We start from the raw sequence: 11,275 nt of genomic DNA, 5'->3' as shown, positions 1-11,275 counted from the left end.
CCAAAAAATAAAACCTTCAAAAAACCCGCAGGCTCAAGCCTGGGGCTACACGGACAAAGCCCGCCTGCGCGGGCTAAAAGAGCCTTGTTAGGTGCGATCGCATCAAAGCAAGGATGATTTATTTGTTGGAATCCCCTTAGCAAAAATAGTCGCAGAAACCCGGTTTCTTGGTCCTTGGGTAGGGGGCTCAGAAACCGGGTTTCTTCCCTAAATTTAGGACAATTAGCAAAAATAGTCGCAGAAACCCGGTTTCTTGGTCCTTGGGTAGGGGGCTCAGTCGGTTTAAACCCCCGCCGTTTCTAGGCTTAGGACCGTTGTTCAGTTAAACGGGTAAGCAAACGATTGGACCGTTCTACGAAGGTGGTCATCCCTTCAGCGTCAAAGCCTTTTTGCGCCATCAGTGCTAAATCATAGACATGGTGACAAATCATCTCTGCCAATTCTGCCGAGGGGGATTTGCCTTCCCCTTGGATGATGCCGCTTTGGGAGAGTTCGGTCAGGTGTTGAATCAGGGGATGCGCAGTATTTACCAGGAGGATATGCTCGTCGGGGAATTTCGCGGATTCCTGGGAGACTAAGGCGTTCATATCCCGGAGGCGGCGCAGGAACTCGGGGAGGAGGACCATTGCCGGGGGAGTGCCTTGGGGGTCCTCGGATTTGAGGGCCTCGGTGCGGATGGTCAGTTTCGGTTGGTTCAGCGCTTTTTCAAAGATTTCTTTGATTTGTTCGCTACGGGTCTTGTTGGTGCTGGGATCGACGATTTCTGAGGCTTTGTCTTGTTCAATCAGTTTGTCGTCAATCTCCGCATCTACCCGGGAGAATTTCACCTCGGTATGTTCCCGTTCTAGGAAGCTGATGAAGTGGGGATCAATGAAGGAGTCCATAAATAGAACTTCTAATCCCTGACTCTTATGCAGTTGGACGTAGGTGGCTTGCGCTACGGGGTCAGTGCAGTAAAATGCCTGGTTCTCATGGCGCGCTTTGTTCCGTTCTAGATACTCGTCCAGGGTGGTGTAAGAAGGTCCCTCGGTTTTGCTGTCCGATGAGACTTCTTTCCAGGCATCTCCGGCTTCGGCTTGCACTTCCACCGCAGGTTGGTCCGATTCTGCGGGTTTGAGGTCCGCTGTGGTGCGGTAGATGATGATATCTTCCAGTTGTTTTTTGAATTTATCATCGTTGAGGCAGCCGAATTTGACGAAGGTGCCAATATCTTGCCAGCTTCGGATATATTCTTGGCGGTTGTTGTTGTACTGTTCTTTGAGTCGGTCCGCGACTTTTTTGGCGATGAAGTCTGCTATCTTGCGAACGGTCCGGTCCATCTGCAAGGCGCTACGGGAGACGTTCAGGGGAATGTCGGGACTGTCGAGGACGCCACGCATGGGGAGGAGGAATTTGGGGATGATTTCCTCGCAGTGGTCCGAAACAAAGACTTGATTGCAGAACAGTTTGATTTGTCCTTTGGTGACATCAACATCGGGACGCAGTTTGGGGAAGTAGAGGATGCCTTTGACGAGGAAAGGATAGTCGGTGTTGAGGTGGACCCACAACAGGGGTTCTTCTTGGAAGGGGTAGAGGTAGCGGTAGAAGTCGAGGTAATCTTCGTCGGTGAGGCTGCTGGGAGATTCGCGCCACAGGGCTTTTTGCCGGTTGACTTGTTCGCCATCCATTGTGATGGGAACCGGCATGAAGTCACAGTAGGTTTTGACGAGTTGCTTGATGCGAGAGGCTTCGGCGTATTCTTTTTCTTCGTCTTGGAGGGTGAGGGTGATGGTGGTGCCGTGGGTGCTCCGGCTGGACTCTTCGAGGGTGAAGGAGGGGGACCCATCACAACTCCAATGGACGGCTTGGGCTCCTTCTTTGTAGGAGAGGGTGTCGATTTCGACGGTTTTGGCGACCATGAAGGCGGAGTAAAAGCCGAGTCCGAAGTGTCCGATGATTTGCCGATCGCTGGCGGATTGATATTTACTGATGAATTCTTCGGCGCTGGAAAAGGCGACTTGGTTGATGTATTGTTTAACTTCGTCGGCGGTCATGCCGATGCCGGTGTCGCTGATGGAGAGGGTGCTTTTCTCGGCATCGACGGCGATGGTAATTTCCGGGTTGCTGGTGTCGCCGCTAAATTCTCCGGCATAGGAGACCATTTTGAGTTTTTCAATGGCATCGACGGCGTTGGAGACGAGTTCCCGCAAGAAGATTTCATGGTCGGAGTATAGAGACTTCTTGATAATGGGAAAGATATTCTCGGTATGGATCGTGATTTGGCCTTGTTCCAGTACGGTCATAGTTTTCTCAGTTTAAGGGTAAAGTTTAGTTCAGTCTTGATTTTGGGCGATCGCGCGCTCGTTGCAGATCGGGGGAACCCCCCGCAAAGGATTCGGATCTCCCTACTTTTTGAGTTCAATCTGGGTTCAGGGTTGGATCACGGTAGAGAAGGTGACGGCTTGTGTTATTCAATTCTTACGTTTTCATTTTCGGGTTTCTCCCGGTTACGTTGTTAGTCTATTTTGGCTTGACGCGGTGGCGCTATCAGGCGGCGATCGTTTGGATGGCGATCGCCTCGTTGTTTTTTTATGGCTACTGGAATCCGGCTTATTTGTTGTTACTGCTGGGTTCCATTGGTCTGAACTATGGGTTCGGCAAGGCGATCGCTGCTAGTCCCTTAAGGGGCGACTGGGCGAAACTCCTGCTGATTGTCGGCATTAGTAGTAATTTAGCCCTGATTGGCTATTACAAATATGCGGAATTTTTCCTGAGTTCCCTCAATAGCGTCTTTAACTGGACTTGGCAGAGTCCGGAGATTATTCTGCCCCTGGCGATTTCATTCTACACCTTTACTCAAATCGCCTATCTGGTGGATGCCTACCGGGGAGAAACAAAAGATTCAAATTATGATTTAATTACCTACAGTCTGTTTGTCTCGTTTTATCCGCAATTAATCGCGGGTCCGATTCTGCGCCATGATGAACTGATTCCCCAGTTGCGCGCTGTCAAAAATTTTATCTTTTCTGAGAGAAATTTTGCCCTAGGCTTAACCTTGTTTATTCTGGGATTATCCAAAAAAATGCTGATTGCGGATAATTTATCCCCTTGGGTGGCCCAGGTGTTTAATCATGCGGAGTCGGTGACTTTTCTGGAAGCCTGGATTGGGGCTTTGAGCTATACGTTTCAACTGTATTTTGATTTTTCGGGCTATTCAGATATGGCAGTCGGCTTGGGATGGATGGTGAATATCAATCTACCGATTAATTTTAACTCTCCCTATAAAGCCAGTTCCATTGTTGAATTTTGGCGGCGTTGGCATATTACCCTCTCGGCCTTTTTGAGAGATTATCTTTATATTCCATTAGGAGGTAGCCGCAAGGGAGAAACCCGCCGCGTTAGCAATTTAATGCTGACGATGCTGTTAGGCGGTCTGTGGCATGGTGCCGGATGGACTTATGTGATTTGGGGAGGACTGCATGGGTTATTTTTAGGCATCAATCATCTCTGGCGCAAGCTAGGAATTTCTCTGCCAAAATGTGTCGGAGTGACGGCCACTTTTTTGGCAGTCGTTGCCAGTTGGGTGTTATTTCGGGCGGCTACCTTTCAGGATGCTTTAGAACTTTTACAAGCAATGGCGGGGATGAAATCTGTGATATTACCGACTCATTACCAAGGTGTTTTCGGCTGGTTAAGTCCACTGGGATTGCAATTTCAGCCGGGTGACGCTTTCGCTTATTTACCCCGAGGCGGGGTGGAGTTGACTGGGTTAACGCTTTTGGGTGTTTTGTTCATCGTGATGCGCTTGCCGAATACCCAAGAAATGGTAGAAGACTTTAAAACCACCTGGATTTGGAGTCTGTGGATTGCTCTTTTAGCGGCAGGATGTTTTATTTCTCTCAATCAAGTGTCAGAGTTTCTGTACTTTCAGTTTTAAGTCCATGTCATATTACAAGGATTATCGTCTTTATGGGTTCAGGGTCTTAACCCTAATCGCTATTTTTTTAGCAATGATTGCCGGGTTTAATGGTTTTTTTGACCCGTATGAGGTGCTGGGTACTCCCACGATTAAGAGGTTGAATCAGGTTAAGCGAGAGAAAGATATTCAGGTTAGATTGTTTAAAGCGGTGGCGGTGAATAGAATTGAAGTGAAAAGCCTATTTTTAGGGTCATCGCGGACGGAATTTGGTTTAGATACCCATCATCCAGGGTTGAGTGAACACCAACCGGGGTATAATTTGGCGATTACCGGGGGGAATATGTATGAAGTCCGGCGCTATTTTGACCATGCGATCGCCACTCAAACCGAGGTCAAAGAAATCGTCTTAGGGATTGATTTTTTTATGTTTAATCAATTCCGAGAAAATACGCCGGATTTTAAGGAACAACGCTTAGAAACCCGGGGATGGTTTGTGGGAGACTTGTTTGTAGGAGATTGGTTTGAAATATTGTTATCCAAACCAGCCGTTATTAGTAGTTTAAAAACTTTAAAAAATAGTTTTATGCGGCCAAACAATCCAGGGTTTTTCTATGAAGATGGCCGACGCAACCCGGATTCTACCATTGAACAAGTTTATTTCAATCAAGGCATTATTCCTCGATTTAGGATGGTTCTAAAAGATTTTTTAGTCCGACCTGATATGTATGGAACCTATGAAATTTCTCCAGATTATTTAAAAGATTTACAGGCTATTATTACGACCAGTCAACAGCAGGGAATTCGGTTACATTTGTTTATTTCTCCGAGTCATGCAATGCAATGGGAAGCAATTCGCGTGGCGGGATTGTGGTCCGAGTTTGAAGACTGGAAGCGAACCCTCGTTAGTCTATCCCCCATTTGGGATTTTTCAGGGTACAATAGCATGACCACGGAGGCGATCGCAAATCCGATGCAGTATTATATCGAAAGTTCTCATTACCGCAAGGAACTGGGAGATTTGGTGCTCAACCGGATTTTGGATTACCAACCGGAAACCGTGCCATCGGATTTTGGCCTGTTGCTGACCCCAACTAATCTGGAGACTCATTTAGAACAGATTCGTCGCAGTCGGGAATTGTGGGCCAAGGAAAACCCCGAATGGGTAGAATTTGTAGAAGGTTTAAAGCCTTAATTCAGAATAGGTCTAATATAGAGGCGGTTCACAAATCGCCTCTACATTTAGGGTTTTATATTCCCAAAGGGAAAAGGATTACCAAGGCGCTGTAATGGGTGAGTTGGAATGAATTACTCCTGCATCCAAACACTGCCTTCCCGTCATATTTAACGGTTTAAAAGACAAAGACTCAGACGGTTTTGCCCAGTCTAAGACAGGATAGGGGGAACAGGGGGAACCACATTTCATCTGCAACCATTGGAGGGCAAAATGATGACCTAAGCTCATCAGTCCGAGGGAAGTGAAGTGCAGATTATCGGGATATCGAGAGAAATAGAGGGTTTCTACAATTCGCGTGTAAGCAACAGATTGATAGACCTGATATTGGGCGTTGCGAACGACATCCCCATACTCAAATATGCCAAAGGGCGTGGTAGATTGTTGGTTGACAATGGGAATTAAACCATAAATGACTGGCAGTTGGGGTTGGTTTAAATCTTGGCGCAGTCGGGAGATAAAATGGGTGAAGTTTTGGGAATAATTGGAGGCCATATAGCGATCGCTTTTGGCATCGGATTCCCCCTGCATCCAAAAAAAGCCAGCAATTTCTACTTGGTAACCGAGACGGGAGAGTTCCGCGATCGCCTGTTGCACTCGATCCAACATTTGATGATAGAGAGACCCCTCAATCCCTGGATTCCACTGAGTCTCCAAATTGGTGCCATTTTGGGCATATTTAACCAAGGCAATGGGTTGGTTGAGATACCGGGAAAGGGTGGCAGATAGGGCAATTTCTGGGCCAAATCCTTGGGAATTTGCCACCCCCTGACTAAAAGGTAAGGGTTCGGTGGGGGGTTGCAAGCTCACCCATTGATTCTGGCGATCGTACCATAACACTTGGGACCGAGGCTGTTGTAAATCAGGGGGTAAATCATTCAAATTGGACCGATATCCCACCATGTTGGATTGTCCCGCCAAGATAAACAGTTGGATAGATGCGGTTCGGGCGGGGAGGGAAAAGCTGACGAGCAAGGTGCTCGTTAGAAGCATCACACTCGTGCCTTTAGTGGCGATCGGCTTTAAGCATTTCCCAACCCATTTAGGATAGAACATAATGACTTTGTAAACAACCGGGAAGATTTCATCCCTTTCTCTATTTCTTTTCTACTTCTTTTCTAAGACAAAAAAGTAGTGATAGGGATAGAGAGGGTCTTGATATTCCCGTTTGAGTTTGAGACTGGCATTTTCTAGGGAGGTGACAATCCGTTTTTTAGGATAGCCTTTTAATCCGATTTCCCAGCAATGTTCATCGGGGGTATAGGGCTTACTGCTCCAAAATTGAGGAATTTGCAGCAGCAAACTCCGGGGACGCTGATTAAAGGAAACGTGAAACTGTAGGGTGAAATATAGCGTATTATAGGGAAGGGAAATGACGACAAATTTCTTGGTAGCTTGGGCTATTTTTTTGATAGCTGCTTCAAAATCCTCATAAGGGATATGTTCCAAAACCTGAAAGAGAACGATCGCATCGAATGTATCGGGTTCAATTTTAAAATCACTTTTGAGATCGAGGATAATATCCGGTTTTAAGTCTGGGTCAAAATCGGCCCGAACCACTTCATAGCCTTCTCTTAACAAAATTTCAGAAAATAAAGAGTTAAAAATCCCGATTTCCAAAATTTTATGAACGGATTTACCCAAAGACTGGATGATTCTTTTTTGGTTGTAGTAGCTAATCAGTCGAAGTTTGGTTAAATATTCTACGGCCATAATAACTCCTCATTAAGCGGGTGAAGTTGTAAGTCAGTTGAGAGGGCTTATTTTTGGGCGATCGCCCAGGTGACGATCGGCCATATCGGGTCATTCCGCATGGCAATTTTGTGCAGGGGATGCCAACTTGCCTCGGGGATACCCTCATATCGCAATCCAATTGAATCCAGGACCCAGGCATATTTATTTCCCCAACCCCCGACCTCAATTAGGGTTGAAAATTTGTCCTGGAGTAGCAACTTTAGCGCCAAGGGAGTAAACCGCCAAAAATCTCCGGGATAGTCATGAATGGGATTGATAAAACAGGTGGTATGGATGGCTAACCCACCGGGTTTCAGGACACGCCAACTTTCATTGATCGCCTGTTGAGGGTCTCCTTCTACGTGTTCCAATACTTGGTCACTCACCACATAATCAAATTCATGATCCGCAAAGGGGAGAGACAGAAAATTATAATCTGGATAGTTCGCCTCAACCAATTCTGAGTGGTTTAAATCAAAAAACTGCTGACAAAGCGCAGTGGAATGACTGATAGATAAAACTTTACCCGGAGGGGTTCTGGATTTGAGAACTTCTGATAGATGCCGATACATATAATACCGAGTCACATGAGGGCCCTTTTTTAGGCCCTTCATCGAAAAAATCAGCACATTTTTGAGGACAAGCTTAGTTGGTTTTACTAACATAAGAAAGAGGTGATATAGATGAATAGTCAGGGGTTTTAGGTAGGTTTTATCTAAAACCGTTCAATTTAATTAAACTCGAATGTCAAAAATAACCCATCCTTTATTCACTCATTATTTTTTTTGCCCCTTTTAATAAAATTGATAAAAAAACTGCCTAACTCAGGGGGGAAAAGCGTCCCTATGAAAATTTTAATAATCACGATCCAAATTACTGGATTGGCCAGTAATTTGGGTTGGTTTTTTACCGCAATCCACAGAAATCTAGCCGCCATCAGGCTGTGCTTTCGATTGACGCTGGATTCTAAAGCATCAAAAGTTAAAAATTTATAGCGATTTGCCAGAATTTGTTTTCTCAGCTTTTGGATAGGTTCTGGTGCATTCGCTAAGGATTTTTCGATAACCTGATTATATCCTTTTTCCTGTCTTTCCAGATTAACCGACCAGGAATGAGCCGATTGTCGATATAAAATCTGAGGTCTCTTCACGACAGTAAACTGATATTTCGAGGCTAATCTAATCCACATTTCCCAATCTTGGCCTCCCACTAATGACTCATCAAAAGTACCGACAGCCAAAAATGCCTCTTTGCGAATTAAGGGATTAGAACCACTGCCAATAAAGTCACCGAGTAAGAGTCGTTCATAAACATGATTGGTAATTTTAAAATATTGCCCCCCGGGTAAGCGTTGACCGGATTCATCAATATAATCGGTCCAGCTATAAGCTACCCCCGCCTCGGGATTATTTTTTAGGGCTTTCAGTTGCATTTCTAACTTATCAGGAGTCCATAAATCATCGGCATCGATAAAAGACAGATATTCACCAGTTGCTAAAGAAATTCCTCGATTTCTGCTTTTTTGAGCGCCAGAATTCGGAAAAGAAAATACTTTGATTCGCGAATCGCTTAGATTAGAAATAATCTCTAATGTTTTATCAGTAGACCCATCATTAATGATGATCAACTCAAAATCTTGAAAGGTCTGATTTAAAACCGATTCAATCGTTTCCTGAATCGTTTTTTCAGCATTATAGGCGGGAATAATCACTGAAATGGTTGGCATTTTATTTTCTCCCGGCTTTGTCCCCGGTCCCCGATTGACCCCGTTTAAGATGGTTCATCCAATAAAAGGAACTCATCAGACTTCCCCGATAAAACTCCATTTCAAAGGCCGGAATTAGCTCAGTTTTGAGCTTGTCCCCATACTTCAATCTATGCTGAACCATGCGGCGCAGATTCCCAAAAATTGTCCGCACCCAAATCCCTGGCTTTTCCTGGGTGGGAGCATTAATCATCCTTAATTGACAAGTGGCTAACCCACAGGCGCGTGCTAAGGATAACAAATAGTCTCGTTCGAGTCGCCACTGGGGAATTTGATGATTGATATGCATGGCGGGATTGTACCAAATTTCCCACCCGGCTTTGTGCAAATACAACAAGACTTCGTAATCTTCTCCCCGCGCTAAAGCCTCTTGTTGACTGCCTGCCAGTTGAGGTATATCCGGTACAGCATCGCGCCATGCTTGTTTGCGAACCACTAATCCAGCAGAGGGAGGTAATTTTAAGTTATCCGGCTCAAAGAGAAACGCTTGAGTTCCATGTTCGCGAATGGCTAAAAATGGGGCAATATGGTTAAAGTTTTCCGGGGGGTTGACTTCAAATTCTCCGTGAATTTGGCCACTAAATGCTCCAGCTTGCGGATGATGCGTGGCAAATTCATAAGCCACTGCGATCCAATCTGGTGCCGGGATGTTATCATCATCTAAAAAAGCTACATAAGTTCCCTTGGCTTCTTGGATGGCACGCCCTCGGGCAAAGGCGGGTCCCTGGCGCTCTTCAAAATAGTATTCTAGGGGATAGTTGTGTTGCCAGTTGCTTTGATAGTCTTTAATAATTTGAGCGGTGTTGTCTCGACTATTGTTGTCGATAATTATAATTTCCCACCTAATTTTTTCGAGATTAACTTGATTGCAGAGCGCCTCTAAAACCTGGGGGATTCGAGTTGCACTGTTATAGGTAGGTATGGCTACGGTTACGTCTAACAAGGCGTCATTCATGGATTTTAAATTTCCGGTTAATCTAAAAATGTGAGGGGGACTTTCCGTCAATACTTGGTTTATTGATTGATAGCTGTTTCTACATTTTCCGGAAGGGAATTTATATTTTTCCTATCTTGCTTCAAATATCCGTGACGCCACAGATAGAAAAAGCTGTTCAAACTACCGATCAATAACTCCCGTTCACAAGTGGCGATCGCATCGGGTGTTTGAATCCCATATCTCCAAATATGCCCAATCAGTTTCCGCAAATCGTTGGCGAAATACCCACAGGTAAAACCCGGCCTGAGTATCGGTTTAACCCTCACCATCCTCGTGGCATAACGACTCAAACCAATCCCGCGAAAGAAGGGAATTAAATACTCCGGTTCCAAGCGGTGACGGGGGATTTTATGGACAATTTTCATCGCCGGATTATACCAAACTTCCCAGTCTTGCAGTTGAATATACGAGAGTGCTTCTATATCTTCTCCCGTGAGCATACTCCCAGGCGTTCGGCCACTCAGAATACACTGTTTAGGAACGCTTTCACGCCATGCTTGAGTGCGGACTACCAATCCGGCAGAGGGCGGCAGCAGGTTCTTATCCCGTCGATAAAGTAAGGGTTTTGAACCCCGTTGAGTAATCGCTAAAAAAGGCATCAACCGCTTAAAATTGGGGGGGGGGTCACTTTCAAACTCTGGAGAAATAAAACTTCCACAAGCGCCTAATTTCGGATTTTCTTGAGCAAATTTGTAGGCAGCAGATACCCAATTTTTGGCCGGGATATTGTCATCATCCAAAAACCCAATGAACGGACTATTCACCTCTGTAACCGCCCGGTGGCGAGCATGAGCAGCCCCCTGTGCGGGTTCAAAACAATACTGTAGGGGTGCAATCTTCTCAAATTGCTTTTGATAGCCTTTGACGATTTCAGCCGTGTTGTCGGTACTATTGTTATCAACTAACAGAATTTCCCAAGAAAACTCTTGAGTGTTGACTTGAGATAAAAGTGCGTCTAACACTTGTGGAAATCGATTGCCTCCGTTATAGGTGCAAATCACGACTGTTAGATCGACGCCCATATTTCGATCCTCCCTTTTCCTTAAAAGATTAAGATTTATCCGACAGGTTTATGAAATCCTCCTACTTGAGATCTGAATTACTTCACCAATCACCCTGAATTAAATCATCTGTCATACTGGACTTTTTCTACGGAATTTACTGGATTTGAGTGGTTCCGGTGGTTCCAATATTGAAATCCTGGGGTTATTGAAATCCTGGGGTTTCCTGTAACTGGAACCGGGGTTGGGTATCAAATCCGAATTAAGGCGGTTCTGGGTCCAGGTGAACTGTATCCCCTGCCACAATTTTCCTGAGAATTCTCCTCAAGTCGTGGGGAGGGGGTTTTCCAATTGTGGTTGAATGGCCCGGTTGAAGGGTCTTGCCCCATATCCTGGATCGTACCCCAATTTGGTATGGTAATCGATCACCTCACCCATGAGATTAAGGGCAATGTTTCTCGGATTCCACCGTTTATCCAAGAGTTTGACTGGAATGAGGAGAATTTTGCTAAGGGTGTTCCAACAAATAAATCCTCCAAATCCCGATGGTTAAGCACCTAACTGTATTAGCCCGCGCAGGCGGGCTTTGTCCGTGTAGCCCCAGGCTTAAGCCTGCGGGTTTTTTGGGTATTTTATTTTTTGGAGTTCC

Annotated in this window: 11 protein-coding genes; 3 read left to right on the top strand and 8 right to left on the bottom strand. The window is 45.4% G+C overall.

What is annotated here, in order from left to right; genetic code table 11:
* Positions 1 to 305: 305 nt before the first annotated feature.
* Positions 306 to 2,282, bottom strand: coding sequence for a molecular chaperone HtpG (htpG, locus tag NG833_RS28340; RefSeq protein ID WP_254568616.1), 1,977 nt, complete (start codon positions 2,280 to 2,282; stop codon positions 306 to 308).
* 161 nt (positions 2,283 to 2,443) lie between these two features.
* Between htpG and NG833_RS28335 the strand changes: the two genes are divergently transcribed.
* Together NG833_RS28335 and NG833_RS28330 are read left to right on the top strand one after the other, a co-directional pair.
* Positions 2,444 to 3,916, top strand: coding sequence for an MBOAT family O-acyltransferase (locus tag NG833_RS28335; protein WP_254568615.1), 1,473 nt, complete (start codon positions 2,444 to 2,446; stop codon positions 3,914 to 3,916).
* 4 nt (positions 3,917 to 3,920) lie between these two features.
* Positions 3,921 to 5,090, top strand: coding sequence for a hypothetical protein (locus NG833_RS28330; RefSeq protein ID WP_254568614.1), 1,170 nt, complete (start codon positions 3,921 to 3,923; stop codon positions 5,088 to 5,090).
* A 78-nt stretch (positions 5,091 to 5,168) separates the two neighbouring features.
* Here the strand turns inward: NG833_RS28330 and NG833_RS28325 are convergent, their stop codons facing one another.
* The 7 genes from NG833_RS28325 to NG833_RS31130 all read right to left on the bottom strand — a co-directional run bounded on the left by NG833_RS28325 (position 5,169) and on the right by NG833_RS31130 (position 11,106).
* A complete protein-coding gene (locus NG833_RS28325; protein ID WP_254568613.1) occupies positions 5,169 to 6,185 on the bottom strand; it encodes a sialate O-acetylesterase in 1,017 nt (338 codons plus the stop codon).
* Between the two features lie 51 nt (positions 6,186 to 6,236).
* Positions 6,237 to 6,842 carry a bifunctional 2-polyprenyl-6-hydroxyphenol methylase/3-demethylubiquinol 3-O-methyltransferase UbiG gene (locus NG833_RS28320; protein ID WP_254568612.1) on the bottom strand — a complete coding sequence of 202 codons (606 nt, stop codon included), beginning with the start codon at positions 6,840 to 6,842 and terminating at the stop codon, positions 6,237 to 6,239.
* A 47-nt stretch (positions 6,843 to 6,889) separates the two neighbouring features.
* Positions 6,890 to 7,528, bottom strand: a complete 639-nt coding sequence (locus NG833_RS28315) for a class I SAM-dependent methyltransferase (protein ID WP_254568611.1) — start codon at positions 7,526 to 7,528, stop codon at positions 6,890 to 6,892.
* Between the two features lie 104 nt (positions 7,529 to 7,632).
* Positions 7,633 to 8,589, bottom strand: a complete 957-nt coding sequence (locus NG833_RS28310) for a glycosyltransferase (RefSeq protein WP_254568610.1) — start codon at positions 8,587 to 8,589, stop codon at positions 7,633 to 7,635.
* A gap of 1 nt (position 8,590) precedes the next feature.
* Positions 8,591 to 9,583 carry a hormogonium polysaccharide biosynthesis glycosyltransferase HpsE gene (gene hpsE / locus NG833_RS28305; protein WP_254568609.1) on the bottom strand — a complete coding sequence of 331 codons (993 nt, stop codon included), beginning with the start codon at positions 9,581 to 9,583 and terminating at the stop codon, positions 8,591 to 8,593.
* 59 nt (positions 9,584 to 9,642) lie between these two features.
* The gene (gene hpsE, locus NG833_RS28300) at positions 9,643 to 10,647 is read right to left on the bottom strand and encodes a hormogonium polysaccharide biosynthesis glycosyltransferase HpsE (RefSeq protein WP_254568608.1); all 1,005 of its coding nucleotides are present in this window, start codon (positions 10,645 to 10,647) and stop codon (positions 9,643 to 9,645) included.
* 303 nt (positions 10,648 to 10,950) lie between these two features.
* On the bottom strand, positions 10,951 to 11,106 hold the full coding sequence (locus tag NG833_RS31130) for a hypothetical protein (protein ID WP_375293976.1): 156 nt from the start codon (positions 11,104 to 11,106) through the stop codon (positions 10,951 to 10,953).
* Here NG833_RS31130 and NG833_RS28295 point away from each other — a divergent pair.
* Positions 11,041 to 11,187: a hypothetical protein gene (locus tag NG833_RS28295; protein WP_254568607.1), complete on the top strand. Its 147-nt coding sequence runs from the start codon at positions 11,041 to 11,043 to the stop codon at positions 11,185 to 11,187. The two genes, NG833_RS31130 and NG833_RS28295, sit on opposite strands and share 66 nt — an antisense overlap.
* The last annotated feature ends 88 nt before the right edge of the window (positions 11,188 to 11,275 follow it).

This window comes from Oscillatoria sp. HE19RPO (assembly GCF_024220515.1).
GTDB lineage: Bacteria > Cyanobacteriota > Cyanobacteriia > Cyanobacteriales > Laspinemataceae > Laspinema.
The sequence above is the reverse complement of the archived record's forward strand: the minus strand, read 5'-3'. Positions and strand labels throughout refer to the sequence as shown.

Coding starts and splice junctions, on each gene's coding strand:
- NG833_RS28325 (WP_254568613.1), bottom strand. CDS start 6,185: ATGTTCTATCCTAAATGGGTTGGGAAATGCTTAAAGCCGATCGCCACT.
- NG833_RS28310 (WP_254568610.1), bottom strand. CDS start 8,589: ATGCCAACCATTTCAGTGATTATTCCCGCCTATAATGCTGAAAAAACG.
- NG833_RS28320 (WP_254568612.1), bottom strand. CDS start 6,842: ATGGCCGTAGAATATTTAACCAAACTTCGACTGATTAGCTACTACAAC.
- hpsE (WP_254568609.1), bottom strand. CDS start 9,583: ATGAATGACGCCTTGTTAGACGTAACCGTAGCCATACCTACCTATAAC.
- NG833_RS28295 (WP_254568607.1), top strand. CDS start 11,041: ATGGTAATCGATCACCTCACCCATGAGATTAAGGGCAATGTTTCTCGG.
- NG833_RS28315 (WP_254568611.1), bottom strand. CDS start 7,528: ATGTTAGTAAAACCAACTAAGCTTGTCCTCAAAAATGTGCTGATTTTT.
- htpG (WP_254568616.1), bottom strand. CDS start 2,282: ATGACCGTACTGGAACAAGGCCAAATCACGATCCATACCGAGAATATC.
- NG833_RS28330 (WP_254568614.1), top strand. CDS start 3,921: ATGTCATATTACAAGGATTATCGTCTTTATGGGTTCAGGGTCTTAACC.
- hpsE (WP_254568608.1), bottom strand. CDS start 10,647: ATGGGCGTCGATCTAACAGTCGTGATTTGCACCTATAACGGAGGCAAT.